Raw genomic sequence first — 26,584 nt, forward strand, 5'->3', positions numbered from 1 at the left:
ACGTCGTCGGCCCGGTAGGGGTAGGTCGCGTCGCGAGGTGCGGCGGCGCGTCGGAGAACGTGGGTGTTACGCGGTAGCGGACCGGCCGGGGCTTGTGGCCTCCGTCTCGCCGGGTGCGTTCTCGCCCTCGACACCGTCGTCGAGAGAGTCGGAATCGGACTCGCTGTCGTCCGAGTCTACCTCAGCGTCGGGGCCGGCCCATTCACGGCCCGGTACGTAGACGCTCGGCTCACCGCCCGTGTGCCTGCGGCGCTGGACGATGAGGATCACGATGCCGAGGACGACCGCCGCCCAGGCCGCCCACACGTTCGTGCGCACGCCCAGGAACATCTCGCTCGGGTCGACGCGGATCGACTCGAAGAAGGCACGACCGGCGCCGTACCAGATGAGGTAGACCGCGAACGCTCGGCCCCAGCGAAGCGTGAAGCGACGCTCGAGCAGCACGATGACCGCGGCGCCGACGAGGTTCCACACCAGTTCGTACAGGAACGTCGGGTGGAACAGCGTGCCGGCTTCGAGGCCCTGCGGCCAGGCGGCGTTGTCGGACTCGATCTCGAGGCCCCAGGGCAGGTCCGTGGGCGCACCGAACAGCTCGTGGTTGAACCAGTTGCCGATACGGCCGACCGCCTGCGCGACGAGCAGGCCCGGCGCCAGGGCGTCGGCGAACGACCAGAACCGGAGCCCGGTCATGCGGCAGCCGATCCACACGCCGACGGCGCCGCCGATCAGAGAGCCGAAGATGGCGTTGCCGCCCTCCCAGATCGCGAAGACCCGCCACCATTCCTGTCCGGCGAAGTAGTCGTCGGGGTGGGTGAGCACGTGGTACAGCCGGGCGCCGATGATGCCCAGCGGCACCGCCCACAACGCGATGTCGAGCACGACGCCGGGTTCGGCGCCGCGCTTCGTGAGGCGACGAGACGTGATGACGACCGCGAGGATGATGCCGAGCAGGATGCACAACGCGTAGGTGTGGATGTTCAGCGTCGTCCACCCGAAGATCGGGATCTCCCAGACCTGCCATGCGGGGTCGGGGCTCGGGATGCTCAGGGGTGCGCTCACGCCTGGTGCGCCTTTCTCACGGGGATGTCGGGCCGCGGACGGCCCAGACGAGCGTACTTCAAACTCAGCGCGTGCCGCGCGCGAGCTCGGCCGCGAGGTCGCCGACGCCTGCGACGCCGCCGTCGGCGAGTGCCTTCACGAGGGCGGAACCGACGATCGCGCCCTCGGCGTACTCGAGCACCTCGGCGACCTGCGCAGCGGTCGAGACGCCGACGCCGACGCAGCTGGCCGGCGCACCCGCGGCCTGCAACCGACCGACGAGGGTCCGCGCCGCGGCGTCCACGTCGGCGCGTGCGCCGGTGATGCCCATCGTCGACACGGCGTAGACGAAGCCGCGGCTCCGGTCGACGGCCTGGTCGATGCGCGAGTCGGTCGAGGTCGGGGCAGCGAGGAACACCCGATCGAGTCCGGTCCGCTCCGAGGCGGCGAGCCAGTCGGATGCCTCGTCGGGGATGAGATCGGGCGTGATCAGGCCGGCACCCCCGGCGGCCGCGAGGTCGTCGGCGAAGCGGTCGACGCCGTACTGCACGACGGGGTTCCAGTAGGTCATGATCAGCACCGGTGCGTCGACGCGCTCGGTGATCCGACGCACCGCCTCGAAGCCGTCGGCGATGCGGAATCCGTTCGCGAGCGCCTGCACGGTGGCGGCCTGGATGACCGGGCCGTCCATCACGGGGTCGGAGTAGGGCAGACCGAGTTCGAGGGCGTCGACCCCGTTCTCGACGAGCGCCACCGCAGCCTCGACGCTCGTGTCGAGGTCGGGGAATCCGACCGGGAGGTACCCGATCAGCGCGCCGGCCGCCTCGTCGTTGCGCCGCGCGATGACCGGGCCGACGGTCCTCATTCCTGCTCCTCGCCGTCGTAGAGGCCGAACCAGCGGGCGGCCGTGTCCATGTCCTTGTCGCCGCGGCCGGAGAGGCTCACGAGGATGGTCGAGTTCGACCCGAGCTCCCTGCCTAGCTCGAGGGTGCCGGCGAGGGCATGGGCGGACTCGATGGCCGGGATGATCCCCTCGGTGCGGGTGAGCAGTCGCAACGCGTCCATCGCGGCGGCATCCGTCACCGGACGGTACTCGGCCCGCCCGATGCTCGCCAGCCAGGAGTGCTCGGGGCCGACGCCGGGGTAGTCGAGCCCGGCCGAGATCGAGTGGGACTCGATCGTCTGGCCGTCGTCGTCCTGCAGCATGAGGCTGCGCGCACCGTGCAGCACGCCCGGGCGACCCTTCGTGAGGGTCGCGGCGTGCCGCGGCGTGTCGACTCCCTCTCCACCGGCCTCGAAGCCGTACAGGCCCACGCCCGGGTCGTCGAGGAAGGCGTGGAAGATGCCGATCGCGTTCGAGCCGCCGCCGACGCACGCGGTGACGGCGTCCGGCAGGGCACCCGTGAGGTCGAGGACCTGCTGGCGCGCCTCCTCGCCGACGATCTTCTGGAAATCGCGGACCATCTCCGGGAACGGGTGGGGGCCGGCGACGGTACCGAAGATGTAGTTCGTGTCGGCCACGTTCGTGACCCAGTCGCGGAGCGCGTCGTTGATCGCGTCCTTCAGGGTGCGGGATCCCGACTTCACGGCGATGACCTCGGCGCCCAGCAGCCGCATGCGGGCGACGTTCAGCGCCTGGCGCTCGGTGTCGACCTCGCCCATGTAGATCGTGCAGTCGAGCCCGAAGAGCGCCGCGGCGGTCGCCGTCGCGACGCCGTGCTGGCCGGCGCCCGTCTCCGCGATCACGCGGCGCTTGCCGATCCGCTTGGTGAGCAGCGCCTGGCCGAGCACGTTGTTGATCTTGTGGGACCCGGTGTGGTTCAGGTCCTCGCGCTTCAGGATGATGCGGGCGCCACCGGCGTGCTCGGCGAACCTGGGCACCTCGGTGATGATCGACGGGCGACCGGTGTAGCTGCGGCCGAGCTCCTTGAGCTCGGCGTCGAAGGCCGGGTCGAGCTTCGCGAGCGTGTACGCCTCGCCGAGCTCGTCGAGGGCTGCGATCAGGGATTCAGGGACGAATCGTCCGCCGAAGTCGCCGAAGTACGGGCCGGTCTGTTCGCGCAGGGCCATGTCACACCGCCAGGAATGCCGAGAGGTTCGCGATCGGGTCGCCGGTGACGAGCGCCTCGCCGACCAGCACGGCGTGCGCGCCGGCCCGCCGGTAGTGGGCGACGTCGTCCGCGGAGAGCACCGCGGACTCGGCGACGCGGATCGCGTCGGTCGGGAATCGGTCGACGAGGCGACCGAAGAGGTCGCGGTCGAGGTCGAAGGTCGAGAGGTCCCTGGCGTTGACGCCGATGAGGCGCGCGCCCAGCGCGGCCGCGCGGTCGAGTTCCTCGGCCGAGTGCGTCTCGACGAGCGGGGTCATCCCGAGGTCGACGATCAGGGCGTAGAGGCGCCGGAGCGTGGCATCGTCGAGCGCCGCGACGATCAGCAGCACGAGGTCGGCGCCGGCGGCGCGCGCCTCGAAGACCTGGTACTCGCTCGAGATGAAGTCCTTGCGCAGCACCGGCAGTGCGACCGCCGCGCGCACGGCCTCGAGGTCGTCGAGCGAACCGCCGAACCTGCGGCCCTCGGTGAGGACGCTGATGGCGCTCGCCCCGCCGAGTTCGTAGGTGCGCGCCAGCGCGGCCGGATCGGTGATCTCGGCCAGCGACCCGCGGGACGGGCTCGAACGCTTGATCTCGGCGATCACCTTCACATGGGATGCCGGGGCCAGCGCCGCGATGGCGTCGACCGCGGTCGGGCGCGCCAGGGCCGCCGACTCGACCTCGGCGAACGGGCGAAGCGCCTCACGGGCGCGGGCGTCGGCGACGGCGTTCGCCGTCAGGTCCGAGAGCACGTCGATCAGTGGGAGGACGGTGTGGTCTTGGCCCCGCCGACGCCGTACCCGGCGCGCGCGAGGGCCCAGCCCACGAGGAGACCGACCACGAGCAGCCCGGCCGAAGCCCAGACCAGCCACTGCACGTCGAAGAAGAACGCCACGGTGCCGATCGAGAACGCGATGAGCATGATCGTGACGGCCGTCCACGCCGCGGGCGAGTGTCCGTGGCCGGGATCTGCGGTCTCAGTGCTCATGTCGCTCCTTCGTTGCGGGGGTTCGGTGCCAGTCTAGCGGGCGGTCCGCACGCTCCCCGTCCGCGCGACCGGCCGGACGGGATCGTCCATCAATCGGTCGGGTCGTCGCCGCGGGTCAGCTCGTCCCAGTCGTCGATGGCGCGATCGGACGCACTCCCGCCGGTACGGCCGCCCGCAGCGGGTGGCGACGGGCGGTCGGCCGGGACCGCGTCCGTCGCCTCGGCGGCCCCGTCACCGGAGGCATCCGGGGTCGTCGTGCGCGCCCCGTCCGACTTCGCGAACGCTGCGCCGTCGCGGTAGCGGCGCGATGACGACGGCCAGGCGCGGCCGGTGACGAGCACGACGACGCCGGACGCGAGCAGCAGCACGCCGCCGGCGATCGCGGCGATCGGCCAGGCGGTCGCGACCGAGGACGCGACCAGTTCGGCCGTCGGATCGGCGCCCGCGACGCCCGTCGCATCGGTCACCGCCGGCGAGACGGCGCCGATCGGATCACCGAGCGAGAGCCCCGCCGCCAGGAGCACGCAACCGCCGAGCAGCGCCGCAAGCAGGCCGAGCACGAAGCGGATGCCGGGCCCGGCGATCGCGAGCGCGCCGGCGAGGGCGAGGCCGGCGAGGCCGAGCGCAGCGAGCGCCGGCGAAGCGACCTGACCGCCGACGTCGATCACCGCACCGCCGCCCGCCGCACCGTCGATGACGAGCCGGAACCACGTCTGGCTCCACGACAGGAGCGCCAGCCCGCCCCCGACGATCGCGAGGAGGATCGCCGGCAGCTTCATCCGTTCGGAACGCACTCAGTCGACCTTCCGCAGGGCGTTCGCGACCGCGACCGCGCGCAGCAGCGCCGCCGCCTTGTTCCGCGCCTCCTCGTGCTCGGAGACGGGGTCGGAGTCGGCGACGAGCCCCGCGCCCGCCTGGACGCGGGCGACCCCGCCCGAGATCGACGCGGTGCGGATCGCGATCGCGAGGTCGGCGTTGCCACCGAATCCGAAGTACCCGACGACGCCGCCGTACAGCCCGCGCTGCGCCGGCTCGAGTTCGTCGATGATCTCGAGCGCCCGCGGCTTCGGAGCACCCGAGAGCGTTCCGGCCGGGAACGTCGCCCGGAACACGTCGATCGAATTTCGGCCTTCGGCCAGGTCGCCCTCGACGGACGAGACGAGGTGCATGATGTGGCTGAAGCGCTCGACGCGCATGAACTCCGTCACCTCGACGGAACCGGCCGTGCACACCTTCGCGAGGTCGTTGCGGGCGAGGTCGACGAGCATGAGGTGCTCGGCCTGTTCCTTCGGATCGCCGAGGAGCTCGGCCTGGAGGTCGGCGTCGGCCTCGGGTGTCGCACCACGCGGCTTGGATCCCGCGATCGGGTGCGTGTACACGCGCCCGTCCTCGACCTTGACGAGCGCCTCGGGCGAGGAGCCGACGATCCAGAAGGGCTCGCCGTCGGCGTCCTCGAGCGGCAGCAGGTACATGTACGGGCTGGGGTTGAGCGTGCGCAGCACCCGGTACACGTCGATCGGATGCGCCGTCGCCTCGTGTTCGAAACGCTGCGAGATGACGACCTGGAAGACGTCGCCGTCGCGGATGTACTCCTTCGAGCGGTCGACCGCGGCGAGGAAGTCGGCCTGATCGGTGCGGTGGCGCGGCTTCGGGGCGACAGCGAGGTCGATCTCGGCGAGCGTCGCCTCGGAGGGCGCCGCGAGGGCCGTCTGCATCCGATCCAGGCGGGCCTGCGCATCGACCCAGAGCGCCTCCTCGTCGTCGACACCGTCGTTGAGCACCGAGGCGACGAGCTGGACGGTGCCCGTGCGATGGTCGACCACCGCGAGCTCCGACACGAACGAGAACGCCTGACCCGGCATCGAGAAGTCGGCTGGGGGCACGTTCGGCAGATGTTCGATCTGCCGGATCGCCTCCCACCCGATGAACCCGACGAGACCGCCGGTCAGCGGCGGAGCTCCGGGGACGTCGTCGGTCGCCCAACGCCGGTGCAGCGCTTCGAGGGCGGCCAGGGGCGGCAGCTCGGATGCCTCGCCGATCGCGCGGTCTGCGTCGAGGCCGTAGTCCTGCCAGATGACGCGACCCTCGTGCTCGGTGAGCACGCCGTACGACGCGGCTCCGACGAACGAGTACCGCGACCAGATGCCGCCCTGTTCGGCGGACTCGAGGAGGAAGGTGCCCGGCCGGCCGCCGGCGAGCTTCCGGTAGATCCCGACCGGGGTCTCCCCGTCGGCGAAGAGCTCGCGGACGACCGGCACGACCCGACGGCCCTGCAGCAGCGGCCCGAAGTCCTCGCGCCCGGTGGTGGCCGTCCCGCTCATCGCTCCCCCACCTCGACCTCGAGTTCATCGCCGTCGAAGCAGGTGCGCGTGCCGGTGTGGCAGGCCGCGCCGACCTGGTCGACCTGGACGAGGAGGGTGTCGGCATCGCAGTCGAGTGCGGCGGCCTTGACATGCTGCGAATGGCCGGACGTGTCGCCCTTGCGCCAGTACTCCCGGCGCGATCGGGACCAGAACGTCACGCGACCCTCGGTGAGCGTGCGGCGGAGCGCCTCACGGTCCATCCAGCCCATCATGAGCACCTCGCGGGTGTCGAACTGCTGGATGATCGCCGGCAGCAGCCCGTCGGCGTTGAACGCGGCACGGTCGAGGACCGCGTCGATCTCGACCGTCATCGGACGATCCTCCCATCGGCTTCGAGCGCGGCCTTGACCTCGGAGATCGCCACCTCGCCGTTGTGGAACACGGATGCCGCGAGCACGGCGTCGGCACCGGCCGCGACGGCCGGCGCGAAGTGCTCGACCGATCCGGCGCCTCCGGACGCGATGACCGGCACCGACGACAGCTCGTGCATCAGCGACGTGAGCTCGAGGTCGAACCCCGCCTTCGTGCCGTCGGCGTCGATCGAGTTGACGAGCAGCTCGCCGGCACCGAGTTCGATCGCGCGGCGGGCCCAGGCGAGCGCGTCGAGGTCGGTCTCGGTTCGGCCGCCGTGCGTCGTGACGACGAACCCGGACTCGGTGCGCTCGGAGCGCTTGACGTCGAGCGAGAGCACGACGACCTGGGCGCCGAACCGATCGGCGATCTCGGCGATGAGCTCCGGCCGCGCGATCGCGGCGCTGTTGACGCCGATCTTGTCGGCCCCATGGCCGAGCAGGCGGGCCACGTCCTCGGGCGAGCGCACCCCGCCGCCGACGGTGAGCGGGATGAACACCTGCTCGGCGACGTGCTGCACCATGTCGTAGGTGGTCGAGCGATCGTCCACGGTCGCGGTGACGTCGAGGAAGGTGAGCTCGTCGGCTCCCTGCTCGGAGTACCGGGCCGCGAGCTCGACGGGATCACCGGCGTCCCGGAGGTTCTGGAAGTTCACGCCCTTGACGACGCGGCCTGCGGCCACGTCGAGGCACGGGATCACGCGGACGGCGAGGGTCATGCCGCGCTCACAACCGCGCGGCGTGGATCGCCGAGACCAGGATCGCCCTGGCGCCGATCGCGTACAGGTCGTCCATGACGTGGTTCATGTCGGATCGCGGGATCATGACCCGCACGGCGACCCACTCCGGGTCGTGCAGGGGCGACACCGTCGGCGACTCGAAGCCGGGTGCCGCAGCGGTCGCCTCCTCGAGCTTGGAGGCGGGCACGTCGTAGTCGAGGAGCACGTACTGGCGGGCCACGAGCACGCCCTGCAGGCGTCGCAGCAGCGTCGCCGCACCGGGCTTCTCGATGCCGGAGCCGATCAGCACGGCCTCGGAGTCGAGGATCACCGGGCCGAAGATCTCGAGACCGGCCTGACGCAGCGTGGCACCCGTGGAGACGACGTCGGCGACGGCGTCGGCGACGCCCAGTCGCACCGCGGATTCGACGGCGCCGTCGAGCTTGACGAGCTTCGACGGCGTGACGCCCTGCGCGGCCAGGAACGCGCCGACGAGCCCGGGGTAGCTGGTCGCCACCCGAACGCCCTCGAGGTCGGCCAGCTCGCGGAATCGGTCGCCCGGCGCCGCGAAGCGGAACGTCGAGTCGCCGAAGCCGAGCGGGGCGACCTCGATCGCGTCCGACCCGGAGTCGAGCAGGAGGTCGCGACCGGTGATGCCGACGTCGAGCGCGCCCGAGCCGACGTACGTCGCGATATCACGCGGACGCAGGTAGAAGAACTCGACCCCGTTGCGGGGGTCGGCGGTGTGCAGGTCACGCGGATCGCGGCGACCGGTGTACCCGGCCTCCCACAGCATCTGCGCGGCGGTTTCGGACAGCGAACCCTTGTTGGGCACGGCGATGCGGAGCATTCCCTGGCTTTCGTCGAGATCGAACGGATCGGTCATGGGGTGGGCCGATCAGAGATGTCGATACACGTCCGCGAGCGTGAGCCCCTTCGCGAGCAGCAGCACCTGCAGGTGGTACAGCAGCTGCGAGACCTCCTCGGCGGTCTCGTCGTCGCTCTGGTACTCGGCGGCCATCCAGACCTCGGCCGCCTCCTCGACGATCTTCTTGCCGATGGTGTGCACGCCGGCGTCGAGCTCGCGAACCGTGCCGGACCCCTCTGGTCGGGTACGGGCTTTCTCGCTGAGCTCGACGAACAGGTCGTCGAAGGTCTTCACGCTTCCAGACTACCGGTGCTCGCGTGGGCGCCGTGGCGGTGCACCGCGGCGGCGGCGCGGAGGGCGGCGATCTGCTCGGCGGGTTCGCCTCGGAACACGGCGGACCCGGCGACGAAGGTGTCGGCGCCGGCCTCGGCAGCGATGCCGATGGTGTCGACCGTGACGCCGCCGTCCACCTGCAACCAGACGTCCAGCCCCGCCGCGCGGACCGCATCGGCGGTCCGCCGCAGCTTCGGCATCGTCTCGGGCATGAAGGATTGCCCGCCGAAGCCCGGCTCGACTGTCATGACCAGCACCTGATCGAACTCGTGGAGCGCCTCCAACCAGGGCTCGACCTCGGTGCCCGGCTTCAGCGCGAGACCGGCGCGGGCCCCGATCTGCCGAAGCGTGCGCGCGAGCCGGATCGGATCCGCCGCGGCCTCGACATGGAACGTCACACTCGCGGCGCCCGCCTCGGCGTACCCCGGCGCCCAGCGGTCCGGATCGTCGATCATGAGATGCACGTCGAGCGGTACCGGAGCGACCTGCACGAGGCGCTCGACCATCGGCAGCCCGAACGTCAGGTTGGGCACGAAGTGGTTGTCCATGATGTCGACGTGCACGAGGTCGGCCGTCGCGATCCGGCCGAGTTCGCGTTCGAGGTTCGCGAAGTCGGCGGCGAGGATGCTCGGGTTGATGCGCGTCATGTCGTCGAGCCTACCGAGCCGTCGAGGACCGCAGCGGGTGGTGGCCGTGAGCCCGCGTGCGAGGCGACGGCGTCAGCCGGCCCGGCGGACCAGCGCGATGAACATCGCATCCGTCCCGTGCCGGTGCGGCCACAACTGCACGGTCTCGGCATCGCCGGCGAGGTCGAGCGGTTCGCGTGCGACGCCCTGCACGACCGCGCGGGTGTCGACCCGTTCGAGCCGGTCGCCCCAGCGCTCCATCCCCGCCGAGAGGGTCCCCTGCGTCTCCGCGAGGTGCGGGGAGCACGTGACGTAGGCGAGCAGGCCGCCCGGCGCGAGCATCCGCACGGCTGCGTCGAACAGCTCGCCCTGCAACGCGGTGAGCTCGCCGACGTCGCCGGGCGTCTTCCGCCACCTGGCCTCGGGCCGCCGACGCAGGGCTCCGAGTCCGGTGCAGGGCGCGTCGAGCAGGATGCGATCGAAGCCCTCCGGTGCACCGAGGTCGGATGCCTCGACCTCGCGTCCGTCGCCGACGTGCACGTGCACGTCGAGCGGAACGCTCGAGATCGCCCGGCGGACGAGGTCGGCACGGGCCGGTACGAGCTCGTTCGCCGAGAGCACGGCGTCGGCGGCGAGCGCCTCGGCGGCGAGCACTGCGGTCTTCCCGCCCGGCCCCGAGCAGAGGTCGAGCCAGTGCTCCCCCGGCTCGACCGGCCGGGCTCTGGCGAGCGCGAGCGCGGCGAGTTGCGAGCCCTCGTCCTGCACCCGGACCCGGCCCTCGTGCGCGGCGACGAGCGCGAGCGGCTGCCCGGCCGTCACGCCGACCGGCGAGTACCGGTTCGGTTCGCCGAGGTTCGCCGGCGTGGCGTCGCCGAGTCCGGGGAGCACGGCGAGGTTCACGCGTGGTGCCGCGTTGTCGGCGGCGAGCAGCGCGTCGAGCTCATCGGCGCGGTCCTCGTGGGCGAGGGCCGATCGGAGCGCGCGAACGATCCATTCGGGGTGCGATGAGACCGCTGCCAGTTTCGCGTCGGCTCCTCCGCGCGTCTCGTCCTCGACCCATCCTCGCCACTCCTCGGCGGTCGACCGCGAGATGGTGCGCAGGACGCCGTTGACGAATCCGCTCGCGCCCGGGGCGAGGCGCTTCGCGAGCACGACGGATTCGTTGACCGCCGCGTGCGTGGGCACCCGGGTCGCGAGGAGTTGGTGCGCGCCGATTCGCAGGATGTCGAGGACCGGCGCATCGATGCGGTCGGTCGGGCGGTCGGCCGCGAGCGCGATGACCGCGTCGTAGAAGCCCTGCCACCGCAGCGTGCCGTAGGTCAGCTCGGTCGCGAGGGCGGCATCGGCCTCGTTGAGCTTCGAACGGGTGATCCGGTTCGGCAGCAGGAGGTTGGCGTAGGCCTCGTCATCGCGCACGGCCTCGAGGACCTCGTAGGCGACGATCCGCGACGGAGAGACGCGTACGGCGCGCTCCGCGCGGTCCTTGCCGCCCGATCGGCGGTCGGGGCCGGTCGCCGGCGCCCGACGGGGTGTTCGATCCTGCTGTCCAGCCACCCGTCAACTGTACGGCGGGTCGGCGTCACCCCGTGATGCTGGCGTGTTCGGGCAGCCCGCGCCCCCAGTCCGCCGCGGACATCGCCTGCTTGCCGGCGGGCTGGACCCGAACGAGCTCGACCGGCCCGGTCGCCGTGCCGACGAGGACGCGCCGCCGCTCGACGAGCAGTTCGCCGGCGTCGAGCGACCTGTCGGGCCGTGGATCCGTTGCCGCCGGGCGCCGGGCCTCGAGCACCTTCAGTCGATCGCCGTCGACCATGGTCCACGCGCCGGGCTCCGGCGTCACGCCCCGATAGCGGGCGAGCACGACCTCAGCCGGCTGCGTCCAGTCCAGCCGCCCGTCGTCGACCGTGAGCTTCGGCGCGAACGTCGCCGCACCGGCCTGGGGCGCCGCGGCGGCGGTGCCCGCCGCGATGCCGTCGACGATCTCGGCGAGGAGCCCGGCGCCGTCGACCGCCAGCAGGTCGAGCAACTCCCCCGCGGTCGACTCGCCGTCCTCGGCGCGGCGGAGCTCGCCGAACACGTCGCCGGCATCGAGTTCGGGCACGAGCCGGAACACCGACGCGCCGATCTCGGCGTCGCCGGCGATCAGCGAGTGCTGCACCGGCGCAGCCCCGCGCCACGCCGGCAGGAGCGAGAAGTGGAGGTTGATCCATCCGGCCACGGGCGCCGACAGCAGCGGCTCGCGCACCAGTCCGCCGTACGCGACGATGACGCCGAGGTCCGGCGCGAGTTCCGCGATGCGGTCGGATGCCTCGGCGTCGAGCCGGGCGGCCCGGATCACGGGCAGCCCGAGTCGGTCCGCCGCATGCGCGACGGGCGACGGGGTGAGCACCCGCTTGCGGCCCACCGGGGCATCGGGCCGGGTCACGACGGCGACGATCTCGTGCCGGCTCGCCGCGAGCCGTTCGAGGCTCGGGACGGCGGCGGAAGGGGTTCCGGCGAAGACGAGGCGCAGGGAGGTCACCGGGTCATTCTCCCGGATCTCGACCCGAGGCCCCGACGAGGCCCGTGATCACCCTGGATCAGGGCAGGTCGGGATCGTCGAATCGCACTCGGAGGACCGCAGCGCGGCCTGGACCGCGACCCGCCACCGGCCTGCGACGCTCGGTCGCCGTCCGGATCGCCTCCGCCTTGAGCGTCGCCGCGACCGTCGGCCCCGCGCCGTAGTCGAAGCGCAGCACGACACGCTCGAGGCCGCCGTCGACCGGGGTCGGGCCGAGCACCTCGACCGAGGGGACGGCCCGGCGGGTCGCCTCGACGGCACCCGCCAACCGTTCGGATGCCGCCACGACGCTGGCCATCCGAACCGCGGGCGGGAATCCGACCTCGCGGCGCGCAGCCAACTCGTCGACCGCCCACTCGCGTTGCCGCCACGTCGCCAGTGCGGTTCCGAGTGCGCCGCCCACCCCGACGAGGGACACGGGTGCGCCCGGGGCGGCGAGCGCTGCCGCGTTCGACCACCAGCGCAGGCAGTCCTCGGCGACGCGCAGGGATTCGCGCAGGAGCATCCGATCGCCGTCGAGCAGCAGGACCGCGCGATACCCGCCGTCGGCGATCGGTTCGGCTCCTCGGGTGGCGACGACCAGCGCGGGTTCGTCGCCGACCCGAAGCACCTGTCGTTCCCCGTCGGCGAGGACGACCCGCGCACGCGGAAAGGCCCGGCCCAGCTCCTCCGCCGTCCGCGTGGCCCCCACCGTGGCGGCGCGGAGCTTCGTCGACTCGCAGATCGGACAGCTCCGCCCGGCCGCGCTCGTCCCGCAGAGCGCGCAGGACGGCGGTGCATCGGCGGTCGGGAGCACGAGCGGCCCCGCGCACGCCGGGCATCGCGCCGGCTCGCGGCAGCGATCGCAGACGAGCATCGGCGTGTGGCCGGGACGGGCGACCTGCACGAGCACCGGCCCCTCGAGGATCGCCTGCTGCGCCTGTCGCCAGGCGACGGAGGGGATCCGGGCGGACCCCGGCTCGGGGGTCTGCTGCTGTTCGGTGAGCACGACGCGTGGCCGCTGGATCCGAGCCTGCTCGACCTCGCGGACCCAGCCGATGCCGACCAGCCGCGCGACGTCCACGCTCCTGGTATGGCCGACGAAGAGCAGCGCGGCACCGGACTGCTCCTGCCGGATGAGCGCGGCGTCACGGGCGTGGACGCCCGGTGCGAGCGGCTCGGCGTGGAGCGGGTCCCCGTCGTCGAAGATCGCGATGAGGCCGAGCCGCGCGGCGGGCGCGTACACCGTCGACCGGTTGCCGATGATCACGTGCGCGCGGTCGCGCATGGCGTCGAGGAACGCACGGTAGCGTTCACCGCCGCTCTGACGGGCATCCGTTCGGAGCACCCGATCCGGATCGATCACCGCTTCGAGCGCAGCCTGGAGCTGTTCCTGGTCGCGATGGTCCGGGACGGCGATCAGGGTCGACCGGTCGGCGTCGAGCGCGATCCGCGCGGCCTCGGCGAGCGCGAACGCCCATGCGCCGACCCAGGTTCCCGACGCGAGTCGCAGCGGCCGCGGATCGGCCATGAGCGCCATCCGCGCCCCGGCGACGATCCCGGCAGCCAGGTCGGGAGCGGCGGCGCCGGCCGTGGGGGGCGCGCTCGACGGCCCGGCTCCGTGACCGACGACACCGGGTCCGGCCGACCGACCGCCGGCGCCGGGCTCACGGCCGTCGCCGTCGCCGTCCTCGTCGCGTCGTTGCAGCCAGGTCCGCTCCACGCGGACGTACCGCGACGGAATCGCCAGCCGGAGGATGTCCGAGGCGTTGCCGGCGGCCCGATCGGCCGCGACACGCGCCAGACGCCAGACGTCCTCGGTGAGCAACGGCACCTCGCCGACGACGTCCTCGACCTCGCTGAGCCGTCCGCCGTACTCGCTGCGGTGCGTGAGCTCGACCACCCATCCGTCGGCGATCCGGCCTCCGGTGCGCAGCGGCACCCGGACGCGCATGCCGCGCCGGACCCGATCGACGAGTCGATCGGGTACCCGGTAGTCGAAGAGCTGGTCGAGCTGCGGCAGCGGCGAGTCGAGGAGGACCCGTGCCACCGGCCCCTCGGGCACGCTCAGAGCCCGGCGGCCTGGCGCAGGTCGTCGACGCGGTCCAGCCGCTCCCAGGTGAAGTCCGGGAGCTCGCGACCGAAGTGGCCGTAGGCCGCGGTCTGCGCGTAGATCGGGCGGAGCAGGTCGAGGTCGCGGATGATGGCCGCAGGCCGGAGGTCGAACACCTCGCGGATCGCGGCGATGATGCGCTCGTCGGGCAGGTGCCCGGTCCCGAAGGTCTCGACGTAGAGCCCGACCGGCGCGGCCTTTCCGATCGCGTAGGCGACCTGCAGTTCGAGCCGGTCGGCGAGTCCCGCGGCGACCGCGTTCTTCGCCGCCCATCGCATGGCGTACGCGGCCGAGCGGTCGACCTTCGACGGGTCCTTGCCGCTGAACGCGCCACCGCCGTGCCGGCTCGCGCCGCCATAGGTGTCGATGATGATCTTGCGGCCCGTGAGCCCGGCGTCGCCCTGCGGACCGCCGATCTCGAAGCGACCGGTCGGGTTGATGAGCACGCGGAGGTCGCCCGCGGAGAGGTCGACCGTCTCGAGCACCGGACGGATCACGACCTCCTCGACCTCGGCGCGCAGCTGCTCGGTCGAGACCTTCGGCGAGTGCTGCGTGGAGAGCACCACGGTCTCGATGGTGCGCGGAGTCTGGCCCTCGTAGCCGACGGTCACCTGGGTCTTGCCGTCCGGGCGGAGGTAGTCGAGCTCGCCCTGCTTCCGGACGTCGGCGAGCCGTTCGGCGAGGCGGTGCGCCAGCCAGATCGGCACGGGCATGAGCTCGGGCGTCTCGCGCGTGGCGTAGCCGAACATGATGCCCTGGTCGCCGGCGCCCTGCCGGTCGAGCTCGTCGATGCTGCTGCCCTCACGCGACTCGAACGCGTCGTCCACGCCCTGCGCGATGTCCGGCGACTGCGCTCCGATCGAGATCGAGACCCCGCAGCTCCGGCCGTCGAACCAGACGTCGGACGACGTGTACCCGATGTCGGTGATGCGCTTGCGCACGATCGCGGGGATCTCGACGTAGCCGGAGGTCGAGACCTCGCCCGCGACGTGGACGAGCCCGGTCGTGACCAGGGTCTCGACGGCGACGCGCGCGGCGGGGTCGACGGTGAGGAGCGCGTCGAGGATCGAGTCCGAGACCTGATCGCAGATCTTGTCGGGGTGCCCCTCGGTCACCGACTCGGAGGTGAACAGCCGCAGGTCGCTCATCGTGTGGTGTCGTCCTCACTCGCGGAATCCGCGTCGGTCGTGGTGTCGGTCGCCGTCGGGGTCGTGGCCGCCGGGTCGGCGAATCGGTCGTCCCACCGAGAGACAACCACGTCGAGGATGCCGTGCGCCACCGACACCTTGCTTCCGTGAAGCTCGGTGACGACCTCGCCGTCGACGCCGATCACGCTCGCGCGATTCTCGTCGGACGCGAAACCCTCGGTCCACCCCACCCGGTTGACCACGAGCAGGTCGGCGCCCTTCGCGGCGCGCTTGGCACGCCCGAGCTCGATGAGCCGCTCCGGGTCGGCTTCGGTCTCGGCCGCGAAGCCGACGAGGAGCGTGCCGTCGTGGGGGGCGTGTCCGAGCTCCGCCAGGATGTCGGGATTCCGGACGAGCTCCAGGGTGAGGCCCTCGTCGCCGGGCTGCTTCTTGATCTTGCCCTCGCTCACCGTGGCGGGCCGGAAGTCGGCGACCGCGGCGGCCATCACGACGAGGTCGGCGCCGCGTGCGGTGTCGAGCACGGCCTCACGCAGTTCGAGCGTGGTCGAGACCTTGCGGATGTCGCATCCGTGCGGATCGGCGATCTCGAGGTTCGCGGCGATCAGCACGACCTCCGCGCCCCGCGAACGCGCCGCGTCGGCGATCGCGACCCCCTGCTTGCCGCTCGAGCGGTTGCCGAGGAACCGAACGGGATCGAGGGGTTCGCGCGTGCCGCCCGCGGAGACCACGACGCGACGGCCCTGCAGATCGCCCGCGAGACCCGAGCCCGGAGCACCATGCCCGCCCTGCGCCGCGTGCGCGCCGTACGCGGCCAGCGCCGACTCGACGATGACCTCCGGCTCCTCCATCCGGCCAGGACCGGAGTCCGCACCGGTGAGCTGCCCCACGGCGGGGCCGACGACCGTCACCCCGCGGTCGACGAGCGTCTGGATGTTCGCCTGCGTCGCGGCGTTCCGCCACATCTCGGTGTGCATCGCCGGGGCGACGACCAGCGGCGCCTCGCTGGCGAGCACCGTGTTGCCGAGCAGGTCGTCGGCGAGGCCCGCCGCGAGCTTCGCGATCGTGTTCGCGGTGGCGGGGGCGATCACGATGAGGTCCGCGGCCTGGCCGATCGCCACATGGCGCACCTCGGCGACGCCCTCGTAGAGGTCGACGTGCACCGGGTTGCGCGAGATCGCCTCGAGGGTCGGCCGACCGACGAAGCGCAGCGCCGCCTCGGTCGGCACGACGTGCACGTCGTGCCCGGCGAGCACGAGGGCGCGGACGACGCCGACGGCCTTGTAGGCCGCGATGCCGCCCGCGATGCCGACGACGACGTTCAGCGGCACGAACCCGGGCCTATTCGCCCAGCGGGCGGAGCCGGAGCTTGTCCTCGTTGATCTCGTGGAGCGCCACGGTGAGCGGCTTGTCGTCGATCGACGAGTCGACCAGCGGGCCGACGTTGTCGAACAGGCTGCCCTCGTGCAGGTCGGCGTAGTAGTCGTTGATCTGGCGGGCGCGCTTCGACGCGAAGATCACGAGCTGGTACTTCGAATCGACCTTCGACAGCAGGTCGTCGATGGGCGGGTCGATGATGCCGGACTGCTTCTCAGCCATGGACAGACTCCTCATTCGATGGGCGCGCACCCCCGGTGCGCGGAAGTTCTCGGCGAACGGCGGCGGAGCGCCTTCCCGTTCTGGGCCGCGTCAATTCTACGACCTTTCGAGCGGCCTCACCGACGTCGCGGTTCACGACGCGGTGATCGAACTCGTCGACGGCCGCCAATTCGACCTTCGCGGTCTCGAGCCGACGCTGCTGTTCGGCAGGCGACTCGGTGCCGCGACCGACCAGTCGGCGGACGAGTTCGTCCCACGAGGGCGGGAGCAGGAACACCAGCGTGGCCTCCGGCATCGCCCGCCTGACCGATCGCGCGCCCTGGATGTCGATCTCGAGCAGCACGCTGTCGCCCGCGGCGATCGCGTCCTGGACCGGACCGCGCGGCGTGCCGTAGCGGTACGCGTTGTGGACGGTCGCCCATTCGAGCAGTTCTCCCTCGGAGACCATGCGGTCGAACTCCGCGTCGTCGACGAAGTAGTAGTGCTCGCCGTCGACCTCGCCGGGCCGCGGGGCGCGGGTGGTCGCGGAGATCGACAGGCGGACCTCGGGGTGGTTCGCCCGGATGTGCTGCGCCACCGTGCCCTTGCCGACGGCGGTGGGACCGGCGAGCACGACGAGCCGGTCGCCGGTGCCGCCGTGCGACGCCACCCAGTCCGCGACGAACTCGCGCAACCGACGGCGCTGCAGGCGACCGAGGCCCCCGAGGCGTTTGGACGCGGCGATCTCGAGGTCCGACATGATCCGGGCCGTCTTCGTCTCGCCGATCGCGGGGATGGCACCGAGGAACTCGGTCGCCCGCAGGCGTCCCTCGACCCCGTCCGGCTCCTCGAACGCCGCACGCAGCACGTCGAGCGGACTCCGGGCGCCGCTCGCGATCGCCTGTTTGACGGCGGCGCGCGCGCGACGTGCCTGCACGGCCGCGCGCGATGCCGCGACGCGGTCGACCTCGGGTGGGGTGCGACCGGGCTCAGGCACCTGCGATCACCGCCTCGTCTGCGTGCCGCATGATCGTCTCCGCGATGCCGTCGGGACCGGAGCGGAGGATCGACCGCGACTCGCTGACGATCACGCCTCCGGAGTAGCCGCCGAAGATGGCGCGCGCGTCCGCCACCGAGGCGCCCTGTTCGCCGAAGCCGGGAGCGAGCACCGGGAGACCCGGGCGCGGCGGCTCGACATCGCGATCGATGCCCGCGGCGGCGAGGTCGACCGTGGCACCGATGACGACCCCGGCCGCGCCGAACGCTGCACCCGACACATCCGGTCGTCCGGCGTTCCAAGCGGAGACGCCGGCGACGATCGCGCCGCCGATCGACGAGCCGGCACGACTGGACTGCTGCAGGACGGCGCGCTGGATCGCGGTCGCCTCGGGGTTGGACGTGGCCGCGAGCACGAAGACGCCCTTGCCGGCCGCTTCGGCCGTGCGCAGGGTGTCCTCCAGCGACCCGAGGCCCAGGTACGGCGTCGCGGTGATCGCGTCGACCTCGAGCGTCGAACCCGGCTTCAGCCACGGTTCGGCGTAGGCGGCCATCGTCGAGCCGATGTCGCCGCGCTTGATGTCGCCGATGACCAGCAGGTCGGCGTCTCGCGCCTCCTGCAGCACGCGCTCGAGTGCGAGGTATCCGGCCGCGCCGTGGCGTTCGAAGAACGCCGCCTGCGGCTTCACGATCCCCGCACGTCCGGAGGCCGCCTCGACGACTCGGAGGCCGAACTCGCGCGCGCCATCTGCGGAGTCGGGCAGGCCCCAGCGGTCGAGGAGACCCGCGTGCGGGTCGATGCCGACGCAGAGCCGGCCGTAGGCCGCGAACACGGCTGCGAGCCGCTCGCCGAACGGGCTCGCCGGGGTCATGCGACGGGCTCCCGGCGGGCCTGGTACTCCTGCAGGCTCGTCACGTCGAACCCACCCTCGCCCGCGTCGAGGGAGGCGACGGCGGCGGAGAGTTCGGCGATCGTCGTGAACAGCGGGATGCCCGCCGCGACCGCGGACGCGCGGATCTCGTAGCCGTCGGCGCGGGACGACCCGCCCGATGGCGTGTTCACCACGACGTCGACCTCGCCCCGCTGGATGAGCTCGACGATGCTCGTGGCATCCTCGGACTGCTTGTCGTGGAACTTCAGCACCTCGTCGGCGCCGATGCCGTTCCGGCGCAGCACCTCCGCGGTGCCCTCGGTCGCCGTGATGCGGAATCCGAGCTGCTGGAGGCGGAGCACCGGGAGGATGATCGACCGCTTGTCGCGGTCGGACACGGACACGAACACCGTGCCGTCGGTGGGCATGCCGCCGTACGCGGCGAGCTGGCTCTTCGCGAAGGCGGTCGGGAAGTCGCGGTCGATGCCCATGACCTCGCCGGTCGAGCGCATCTCCGGGCCGAGCACGGAGTCCACCGTGATCCCCTCGCGGGTCCGGAAGCGGTGGAACGGCAGCACGGCCTCCTTGACCGCGACGGGGGCGTCGAGCGGCACCCGCGAGCCGTCCTCGACGGGCAGCAGCCCCTCGGCGACGAGCTCCCGGATCGACGCGCCGACCATGACGCGGCTGGCGGCCTTCGCGAGCGGGATGCCCAGCGCCTTCGAGACGAACGGGACGGTGCGACTCGCGCGAGGGTTCGCCTCGAGCACGTAGAGCACGCCCGCACCGATCGCGAACTGTACATTGAGCAGGCCGCGCACGCCGATGCCCTCGGCGATCGACTTCGTCGCCTCGCGCACCCGGTCGACCTCGGCGCGACCCAGCGTCACGGGCGGGAGGGTGCAGCTCGAGTCGCCGGAGTGGACGCCGGCCTCCTCGATGTGCTCCATCACGCCGCCGATGTAGAGCTCCTCGCCGTCGTACAGGGCGTCCACGTCGATCTCGATCGCGTCCTCGAGGAACCGGTCGACGAGCAGCGGATGCCCCGGCCCGACGATGCCCTGGCCGTCGATGCGGGTGAAGTAGTCGTTCAGGCTCGCCGAGTCGTACACGATCTCCATGCCGCGACCGCCGAGCACGTAGCTGGGGCGGACCAGCACGGGGTAACCGATCGACTCCGCCACCTGCACCGCACCGGCGGGGTCGATGGCCGTGCCGTTGCGCGGGGCGACGAGACCCGCCTGGTCGAGGATGCCGGCGAAGAGCCCGCGCTCCTCGGCGAGGTCGATCGCCGACGGTGTCGTGCCGAGGATCGGCACGCCCGCAGCCTCGAGCCCCTTTGCGAGGCCGAGCGCGGTCTGTCCGCCGAGCTGCACGACGACGCCGACGAGCTCGCCGGACTTCGACTCCGCGTGGATGACCTCCAGCACGTCCTCGAGCGTGAGCGGCTCGAAGTAGAGACGGTCGCTCGTGTCGTAGTCGGTCGAGACCGTCTCAGGGTTGCAGTTGATCATGATCGTCTCGAACCCGGCGTCGGACAGCGCGAACGACGCGTGCACGCACGAGTAGTCGAACTCGACGCCCTGGCCGATGCGGTTCGGGCCCGAGCCGAGGATGACGACCTTGCGGCGGTCGCTCGGCGCGACCTCCGTCTCGAGGTCGTAGCTCGAGTAGTGGTACGGCGTGAGCGCGGGGAACTCCCCCGCGCACGTGTCGACGGTCTTGAACACCGGTCGGATGCCCAGGATGTGGCGCACCTCGCGGGCGTCCGCCTCGCTGCCGAATCCCCGGAGCTCGGCGATCTGCGCGTCGGAGAAGCCGTGGTCCTTCGCGAGCAGGAGCGTGTCGTGGTCGAGCGCCTCCGAGGCGGCGACGTGCGCGGCGACCTCGTTGATCAGCACGATCTGGTCGAGGAACCACGGGTCGATCTTCGTGGCCTCGAACACCTGCTCGACCGACGCGCCGAGGCGCAGCGCCTGCTGGACGAGCACGATGCGCCCGTCGGTCGGTACGGATGCCTCCGCGAGCAGCTCCTCGACCGAACGGGTCTCCTCGCCCCAGTGGAACGACGAGCCGCGCTTCTCGAGGGACCGCAGCGCCTTCTGGAGTGCCGTCGAGAAGTTGCGGCCGATCGCCATGGCCTCGCCGACCGACTTCATGGTCGTCGTGAGCGTGGGGTCGGCGGCCGGGAACTTCTCGAAGGCGAACCGCGGCACCTTCACGACGATGTAGTCGAGCGTCGGTTCGAACGACGCGGGGGTGACCCGGGTGATGTCGTTCGGGATCTCGTCGAGGCGGTAGCCGATGGCGAGCTTCGCCGCGATCTTCGCGATCGGGAAGCCCGTCGCCTTCGACGCCAGCGCCGACGAGCGCGACACGCGCGGGTTCATCTCGATGACGATGACGCGGCCGTTCGACGGGTCGATGGCGAACTGGATGTTGCAGCCGCCGGTGTCGACGCCGACGGCGCGGATGATGTCGATGCCGATGTCGCGCAGCCGCTGGTACTCGCGGTCGGTGAGCGTCAGGGCGGGCGCGACCGTGATCGAGTCGCCGGTGTGTACGCCGACCGGGTCGACGTTCTCGATCGAGCAGACGACGACCGTGTTGTCGGCGGTGTCGCGCATGAGCTCGAGCTCGTACTCCTTCCAGCCGAGAATCGACTCCTCGAGGAGCACCTCGGTTGTCGGCGAGTCGTGCAGGCCCGCACCCGCGATGCGGCGCAGGTCCTGTTCGTCGTACGCGAACCCGGAGCCGAGGCCGCCCATGGTGAACGACGGACGGACGACGAGCGGGTATCCCAGGTCGTCGGCGGCCGCGAGCACCTCGTCCATGGTGTGCGCGATGTGGGAGCGAGCCACGTCCGCGCCGCACTCGACGACGAGCTCCTTGAAGAGCTGGCGGTCTTCGCCCTTGCGGATCGCGTCGACCTTGGCGCCGATGAGCTCGACGCCGTGCTTCGCGAGGATGCCGGCCTCCTCGAGCGCGATCGCCGCGTTCAGCGCGGTCTGCCCGCCCAGCGTCGGCAGCACCGCGTCGGGGCGCTCCTTCACGATGATGGATTCGATGATCTCGGGCGTGATCGGCTCGATGTACGTCGCGTCGGCGAAGTCGGGGTCGGTCATGATCGTGGCGGGGTTCGGGTTCACGAGGATGACCCGCACCCCCTCGGCGCGCAGGACCCGGCAGGCCTGCGTGCCCGAGTAGTCGAACTCGGCCGCCTGGCCGATGACGATCGGGCCGGACCCGATGACGAGGACGGAATTGATATCGTCGCGCTTGGGCATCAGGCCTTGGACTCCTTGCTGGCGATCACCATGTCGCGGAAGCGGTCGAAGAGGTATTCGGCGTCGTGCGGCCCGGCCGCCGACTCCGGGTGGTACTGCACGCTGAACGCGGGGATGTCGAGGCAGTTGAGGCCCTCGACCACGTCGTCGTTGAGGTCGACATGGCTGACCTCGACGCGCCCGAAGCCCTGGCTCGACTCGCTCACGCCGTCGAGCGGCGCCCGCACGGCGAAGCCGTGGTTGTGCGCCGTGATCTCGACGCGGCCGGTCGCGCGGTCCAGCACGGGCTGGTTGATGCCGCGGTGGCCGAACGGCAGCTTGTAGGTCTCGTAGCCGAGCGCGCGGCCGAGCAGCTGGTTGCCGAAGCAGATGCCGAAGTACGGGCGGCCGTCGCGCAGCGAGTCGCGCAGCAGGTCGACGTGCCGGTCGGACGCGGCGGGGTCGCCGGGGCCGTTCGAGAAGAACAGCGCGTCGGTTCCGAGGGCGCGGATCTCGTCGATCGACACGGTCTGCGGCACGACGTGCACGTCGAATCCACGTTCGGCGAGGAAGTTCAGCGTCGAGGTCTTCACCCCGAGGTCGAGCACGGCGACCGATCCGACGCGCTCGCCCGTGGCGGGCAGCGTGTACGACTCCGCCGTGGAGACCTCTCCGGAGAGGTTCCGGCCGCTCATCTCGGCGCCGGAGCGGACGAGGTCGAGCTGCTCGCCGTGCGACAGCGAGGCATCCGGGCCGGAGAACACGCCCGCGCGCATCGCGCCGGCCGAGCGGATGTGCCGCGTCACGGCACGCGTGTCGATGCCGGAGATGCCCACGACGCCCGCCGCGGCGAGGTCGACGTCGAGGCTGCGCTGCGAACGGAAGTTCGACACGACCCGCGATGGGTCGCGCACGATGTAGCCCGCGACCCAGATGCGCGCGGACTCCATGTCCTCGTCGTTCATGCCGGTGTTGCCGATGTGCGGCGCGGTCTGCAACACGATCTGGCCTGCGTAGGACGGGTCGGTCAGGGTCTCCTGGTAGCCGGTCATGCCGGTCGCGAAGACGGCCTCGCCGAGCGTGCGGCCGAGGGCGCCGTAGGCGCGCCCCTCGTACCGCGTGCCGTCCTCGAGGACGAGCACCGCCGGCGCTCCCGTCAGGGGCGTGGACTCCGTCATGCTTCGGTCTCGCTCTCTGCGTCTGGCCGCAGCGTCACGTGCGCTGCGGCGATGTCGGTGACGGCCGTGATGATCCGGCCGGCGTCGCCCGGGAACCGGGCGCGAAGGTAGCTGTCGACGTGCGTGGGAACCGCGTCGGGCCCCGTGTCCTCGTCGACGATCCAGGTGATGGCGACGAGTCCTTCGGGCTCGACGCCGCGGTCGATGGCGAATGACGCCGGTCCCGCGCCGACGAGTCGCTCGCGCGGGACGAACGAGGGCTGCTCGCCCGCGATCCGCAGCAGCAGGCCCTCGGGGTGCACGGCGAGGTGGCCCGAGCCGCGGAATGCGAGCCCCTCGACTGCGAGACGCTCGAGCGGCCGGCCGACCGGAGTGGTCGCGACGTAGAGCACCTCGACGTCGACGCCCGCCTCGCCGAGCACGGTGGGCACGGGATAGGCGCGCATGGCCGCGTCGCGCACCGTGCGGCGCTTCCAGGAGCGCCACATGAGGAAGGCTGCGCCACCGACGATCACGACGGCGACGACGATGCCGATGGTCTCAGCCATTGACGCCGCCGTTCCGCGCCGCCGCCAGTGCGGCGATCTCGTCGGCATCGCGGACGACGCCGTCGAGGACGGTCGCATAGCCGGCGTGGATGGTCGCGACGACCCGCCCGGGGAGCTCCCGGCCGAGGTACGGCGAGTTCACGCTCCGTCCGGCGAGGCGGGCGACGTCGAACGTGCCCGAGGCCTGCGGGTCGTAGAGCGCGACCTCTGCGGGGGCTCCGGCGGCGAGCGGCGTGCCGTGCCCGGCGATGCGGCCGATGCGCGCCGGCGTCTCGCTCATGACCCGGGCGACGCCGGCCCAGTCGAGCAGGCCGGTCTCGACCATCGTCCGGTGCACGACCGAGAGCGCGGATTCGAGGCCGACCATGCCGTTGGCGGCGGCATCCCACTCGCATTCCTTGGCCTCGACGGGGTGCGGGGCGTGGTCGGTCGCGACGATGTCGATCGTGCCGTCGGCCAGGGCAGCGCGAAGGGCTTCGACGTCCTCGGCCCGGCGCAGCGGCGGGTTGACCTTGTATCGGGCGTCGTAGGTCGCGACGAGTTCCTCGGTGAGGAGCAGGTGGTGCGGGGTGACCTCGGCCGTGACGTCGATGCCGCGGGCCTTCGCCCAGCGCACGACCTCGACGGATCCCGCGGTCGAGAGGTGGCACACGTGCAGGCGTGAGCCGACGTGCTCGGCGAGCAGCACGTCGCGCGCGATGATCGACTCCTCGGCGACCGCCGGCCAGCCGATGAGGCCGAGTTCGCCCGAGAGGGCGCCCTCGTTCATCTGGGCGCCGACGGTGAGCCGGGGCTCCTGGGCGTGCTGCGCGATGACGCCGTCGAACGCCTTGACGTACTCGAGCGCCCGGCGCATGAGCTGCGGGTCGGCCACGCAGAACCCGTCGTCGGAGAACACGCGGACCCTCGCCGCAGAGCGGGCCATCGCGCCGAGCTCGGCGAGCTGCTCGCCCCGAAGGCCGACCGTCACGGCCCCGATGGGCTGCACGGTCGCGTAGCCGGCGGCGCGGCCGAGGCGCTGCTCCTGCTCGACGACGCCGGCGGTGTCGGCGACGGGCGACGTGTTCGCCATCGCGAACACCGCGGTGTACCCGCCGGCGGCGGCGGCCTGCGTGCCCGTGAGCACCGTCTCGCTCTGCTCGTAGCCGGGCTCGCGGAGGTGGGTGTGCAGGTCGACCAGTCCGGGCAGCGCGAGCAGCCCGTCGGCGTCGATCACCGTGGCGCCCGACGCGTCGGCGATGCTCCCGACCTCGGCGACGACGCTGCCGTCGATGAGCAGGTCGGCGCGGTCGCCCGAGGGCAGGGTGGCGCTGCGGATCAGGATGCGGTCGCTCATGCGTGGCCCCGCTCTCCGGAAAGCAGCAGGTACAGGGCGGCCATTCTCACTGATACTCCGTTCGCGACCTGCTCGCGCACGGTGGACTGCGGCGAGTCCGCTGCGCGGGCGGCGATCTCGAGCCCACGGTTCATGGGACCCGGATGCATGACCATCGTAGTCGGCGGCAGGCGGTCGAACCTGGCGTCGTCGAGGCCCCAGGTGCGGGAATACTCCCGGCTGTTGGGGAAGAACGCGGCGTGCATGCGCTCGGCCTGGATGCGGAGCATCATGACCACATCCGGCCCTGCGGCCAGCGCCTCGTCGAGGTCGTAGCCGATCTCGGCGGGCCACCCGCTCGGGTCCACCGGCAGCAGCGTCGGCGGGGCGACCAGCGTGACGTGCGCGCCGAGCGCGTGCAGCAGCCAGACGTTGGACCGGGCGACGCGCGAGTGCAGGATGTCGCCGACGATGACGACGCGCACGCCGTCGAGGTCGCGTCCGCGCGAGGCGTCGCCGTGCAGGCGGCGTCGCATCGTGAAGGCATCGAGGAGCGCCTGCGTCGGATGCTCGTGCGTGCCGTCGCCGGCGTTGACGACGCCGGCGTCGATCCATCCGCTCGTGGCGAGCAGGAACGGTGCGCCCGACGACGGATGCCGGATCACGACGCCGTCGGCGCCCATCGCCTGCAGGGTCTGCGCGGTGTCCTTCAGGCTCTCGCCCTTGGAGACGCTCGATCCCTTCGCGCTGAAGTTGATCACGTCGGCCGACAGGCGCTTGGCCGCAGCCTCGAACGAGATGCGCGTGCGCGTCGAGTCCTCGAAGAAGAGGTTGACCACCGTCTTGCCGCGCAGCGTCGGGAGCTTCTTGACCTCGCGGTCCTGCACGGCGGCCATGTCCTCGGCGATGTCGAGCAGTTCGATCGCGTCGTCGCGCGCGAGGCCGCGTGTGGCGAGCAGGTGCCTCATGCGCCGACTCCTTCGGTGTCGGCAGGGCCGTCGGCGGGACCGTCGACCGGACCGTCGATCGTGACGGCATCCTCGCCGTCGGTCTCGACGAGGCGCACGTTGATGCGCTCGCTCTTGGAGCTCGGCAGGTTCTTGCCCACGAAGTCGGCCCGGATCGGGAACTCGCGGTGCCCGCGGTCGACGAGGACCGCCAGGCGGACGGCCCGCGGGCGCCCGAGGTCGGCGAGCGCGTCGAGGGCGGCGCGGATGGTGCGGCCGGAGTACAGCACGTCGTCGACGAGCACGACGGTGCGGTCGTCGATGCCGCCGGGGGGCAGCTGGGTCGGCGCCGGGGTCCGGGTGCGGGTGTGCGCGAGGTCGTCCCGGTACATGGTGACGTCGAGCGCGCCGGCCAAGGCTTCGGGCGAGGGCGCACCGGATTCGATGCGCGCGATGGTTTCGGCGATGCGGCGGGCGAGGATCACGCCCCGGGTCGGAATGCCCAGGATGACCAGATCGGATGCCCCGCGATTGGATTCGAGGATCTCGTGCGAGATGCGGGTGAGTCCCCGCTGGACGTCAGCTTGGCTGAGCACGGCGCGCGTCAATCGCCGACTCCCTTCTCCGCCTCACGGGACGGCCTTAAAAGGTGGTCGTTTCCCTCGATCCTAGCAGCCGCGAGAAGGGCCCCTGCCGTCCGGCAGGAGCCCTT

At 71.9% G+C, this 26,584-nt stretch carries 26 protein-coding genes; all 26 read right to left on the reverse strand.

Annotation, left to right across the window (positions count from 1 at the left end; all coding sequences use genetic code 11):
- Positions 1–66: 66 nt before the first annotated feature.
- Positions 67–1,059, reverse strand: a complete 993-nt coding sequence (gene lgt / locus ELQ40_RS09890; RefSeq protein WP_127793538.1) for a prolipoprotein diacylglyceryl transferase — start codon at positions 1,057–1,059, stop codon at positions 67–69.
- 64 nt (positions 1,060–1,123) lie between these two features.
- Positions 1,124–1,903, reverse strand: a complete 780-nt coding sequence (trpA, locus tag ELQ40_RS09895) for a tryptophan synthase subunit alpha (protein WP_127793539.1) — start codon at positions 1,901–1,903, stop codon at positions 1,124–1,126.
- Complete coding sequence (gene trpB, locus ELQ40_RS09900) at positions 1,900–3,108, reverse strand: tryptophan synthase subunit beta (protein WP_127793540.1); 1,209 nt, start codon at positions 3,106–3,108, stop codon at positions 1,900–1,902. The genes trpA and trpB overlap by 4 nt, the downstream gene beginning before the upstream one ends.
- Position 3,109: 1 nt before the next feature.
- Positions 3,110–3,880 carry an indole-3-glycerol phosphate synthase TrpC gene (gene trpC / locus ELQ40_RS09905; protein WP_127793541.1) on the reverse strand — a complete coding sequence of 257 codons (771 nt, stop codon included), beginning with the start codon at positions 3,878–3,880 and terminating at the stop codon, positions 3,110–3,112.
- A gap of 5 nt (positions 3,881–3,885) precedes the next feature.
- Positions 3,886–4,116 (reverse strand): DUF6704 family protein, encoded by a 231-nt coding sequence (locus ELQ40_RS09910; RefSeq protein ID WP_127793542.1) that lies wholly within the window; start codon positions 4,114–4,116, stop codon positions 3,886–3,888.
- An 89-nt stretch (positions 4,117–4,205) separates the two neighbouring features.
- Positions 4,206–4,910 (reverse strand): Trp biosynthesis-associated membrane protein, encoded by a 705-nt coding sequence (locus ELQ40_RS09915; RefSeq protein ID WP_127793543.1) that lies wholly within the window; start codon positions 4,908–4,910, stop codon positions 4,206–4,208.
- A complete protein-coding gene (locus tag ELQ40_RS09920; RefSeq protein ID WP_127793544.1) occupies positions 4,911–6,437 on the reverse strand; it encodes an anthranilate synthase component I in 1,527 nt (508 codons plus the stop codon).
- Entirely contained in the window at positions 6,434–6,790 is a 357-nt protein-coding gene (gene hisI, locus ELQ40_RS09925) for a phosphoribosyl-AMP cyclohydrolase (protein WP_127793545.1), read from the reverse strand. Before hisI ends, ELQ40_RS09920 begins: the two co-directional genes overlap by 4 nt.
- A complete protein-coding gene (hisF, locus tag ELQ40_RS09930) occupies positions 6,787–7,548 on the reverse strand; it encodes an imidazole glycerol phosphate synthase subunit HisF (protein ID WP_127793546.1) in 762 nt (253 codons plus the stop codon). Before hisF ends, hisI begins: the two co-directional genes overlap by 4 nt.
- 7 nt (positions 7,549–7,555) lie before the next feature.
- Complete coding sequence (gene hisG, locus ELQ40_RS09935) at positions 7,556–8,398, reverse strand: ATP phosphoribosyltransferase (RefSeq protein ID WP_127795239.1); 843 nt, start codon at positions 8,396–8,398, stop codon at positions 7,556–7,558.
- Positions 8,399–8,446: 48 nt separating this feature from the next.
- On the reverse strand, positions 8,447–8,710 hold the full coding sequence (locus tag ELQ40_RS09940; protein ID WP_127793547.1) for a phosphoribosyl-ATP diphosphatase: 264 nt from the start codon (positions 8,708–8,710) through the stop codon (positions 8,447–8,449).
- A complete protein-coding gene (gene rpe / locus ELQ40_RS09945) occupies positions 8,707–9,396 on the reverse strand; it encodes a ribulose-phosphate 3-epimerase (protein WP_127793548.1) in 690 nt (229 codons plus the stop codon). Before rpe ends, ELQ40_RS09940 begins: the two co-directional genes overlap by 4 nt.
- Positions 9,397–9,468: 72 nt before the next feature.
- Positions 9,469–10,929: an RsmB/NOP family class I SAM-dependent RNA methyltransferase gene (locus ELQ40_RS09950; protein WP_127793549.1), complete on the reverse strand. Its 1,461-nt coding sequence runs from the start codon at positions 10,927–10,929 to the stop codon at positions 9,469–9,471.
- A 25-nt stretch (positions 10,930–10,954) separates the two neighbouring features.
- Positions 10,955–11,887 (reverse strand): methionyl-tRNA formyltransferase, encoded by a 933-nt coding sequence (gene fmt, locus ELQ40_RS09955; RefSeq protein ID WP_127795240.1) that lies wholly within the window; start codon positions 11,885–11,887, stop codon positions 10,955–10,957.
- Positions 11,888–11,954: 67 nt separating this feature from the next.
- A complete protein-coding gene (locus ELQ40_RS09960) occupies positions 11,955–13,964 on the reverse strand; it encodes a primosomal protein N' (RefSeq protein ID WP_240665728.1) in 2,010 nt (669 codons plus the stop codon).
- 17 nt (positions 13,965–13,981) lie between these two features.
- A complete protein-coding gene (gene metK / locus ELQ40_RS09965) occupies positions 13,982–15,175 on the reverse strand; it encodes a methionine adenosyltransferase (RefSeq protein ID WP_127793551.1) in 1,194 nt (397 codons plus the stop codon).
- On the reverse strand, positions 15,172–16,497 hold the full coding sequence (coaBC, locus tag ELQ40_RS09970; protein ID WP_127795241.1) for a bifunctional phosphopantothenoylcysteine decarboxylase/phosphopantothenate--cysteine ligase CoaBC: 1,326 nt from the start codon (positions 16,495–16,497) through the stop codon (positions 15,172–15,174). Before coaBC ends, metK begins: the two co-directional genes overlap by 4 nt.
- Positions 16,498–16,513: 16 nt before the next feature.
- Entirely contained in the window at positions 16,514–16,771 is a 258-nt protein-coding gene (gene rpoZ, locus ELQ40_RS09975) for a DNA-directed RNA polymerase subunit omega (RefSeq protein WP_127793552.1), read from the reverse strand.
- Positions 16,764–17,747: a guanylate kinase gene (gene gmk / locus ELQ40_RS09980; RefSeq protein ID WP_127793553.1), complete on the reverse strand. Its 984-nt coding sequence runs from the start codon at positions 17,745–17,747 to the stop codon at positions 16,764–16,766. Before gmk ends, rpoZ begins: the two co-directional genes overlap by 8 nt.
- Positions 17,740–18,618, reverse strand: a complete 879-nt coding sequence (gene pyrF / locus ELQ40_RS09985; protein WP_127793554.1) for an orotidine-5'-phosphate decarboxylase — start codon at positions 18,616–18,618, stop codon at positions 17,740–17,742. The genes gmk and pyrF overlap by 8 nt, the downstream gene beginning before the upstream one ends.
- On the reverse strand, positions 18,615–21,905 hold the full coding sequence (carB, locus tag ELQ40_RS09990; RefSeq protein ID WP_127793555.1) for a carbamoyl-phosphate synthase large subunit: 3,291 nt from the start codon (positions 21,903–21,905) through the stop codon (positions 18,615–18,617). The genes pyrF and carB overlap by 4 nt, the downstream gene beginning before the upstream one ends.
- Positions 21,905–23,062 carry a glutamine-hydrolyzing carbamoyl-phosphate synthase small subunit gene (gene carA / locus ELQ40_RS09995; protein WP_205649312.1) on the reverse strand — a complete coding sequence of 386 codons (1,158 nt, stop codon included), beginning with the start codon at positions 23,060–23,062 and terminating at the stop codon, positions 21,905–21,907. Before carA ends, carB begins: the two co-directional genes overlap by 1 nt.
- Positions 23,059–23,610, reverse strand: coding sequence for a hypothetical protein (locus ELQ40_RS10000; protein WP_127793556.1), 552 nt, complete (start codon positions 23,608–23,610; stop codon positions 23,059–23,061). Before ELQ40_RS10000 ends, carA begins: the two co-directional genes overlap by 4 nt.
- A complete protein-coding gene (locus tag ELQ40_RS10005) occupies positions 23,603–24,946 on the reverse strand; it encodes a dihydroorotase (RefSeq protein WP_127793557.1) in 1,344 nt (447 codons plus the stop codon). Before ELQ40_RS10005 ends, ELQ40_RS10000 begins: the two co-directional genes overlap by 8 nt.
- Positions 24,943–25,893, reverse strand: a complete 951-nt coding sequence (locus tag ELQ40_RS10010) for an aspartate carbamoyltransferase catalytic subunit (protein WP_127793558.1) — start codon at positions 25,891–25,893, stop codon at positions 24,943–24,945. The genes ELQ40_RS10005 and ELQ40_RS10010 overlap by 4 nt, the downstream gene beginning before the upstream one ends.
- A complete protein-coding gene (pyrR, locus tag ELQ40_RS10015) occupies positions 25,890–26,480 on the reverse strand; it encodes a bifunctional pyr operon transcriptional regulator/uracil phosphoribosyltransferase PyrR (protein WP_127793559.1) in 591 nt (196 codons plus the stop codon). The genes ELQ40_RS10010 and pyrR overlap by 4 nt, the downstream gene beginning before the upstream one ends.
- Positions 26,481–26,584: the final 104 nt, after the last annotated feature.

The organism is Agromyces sp. LHK192 (assembly GCF_004006235.1).
Taxonomy (GTDB): domain Bacteria; phylum Actinomycetota; class Actinomycetes; order Actinomycetales; family Microbacteriaceae; genus Agromyces.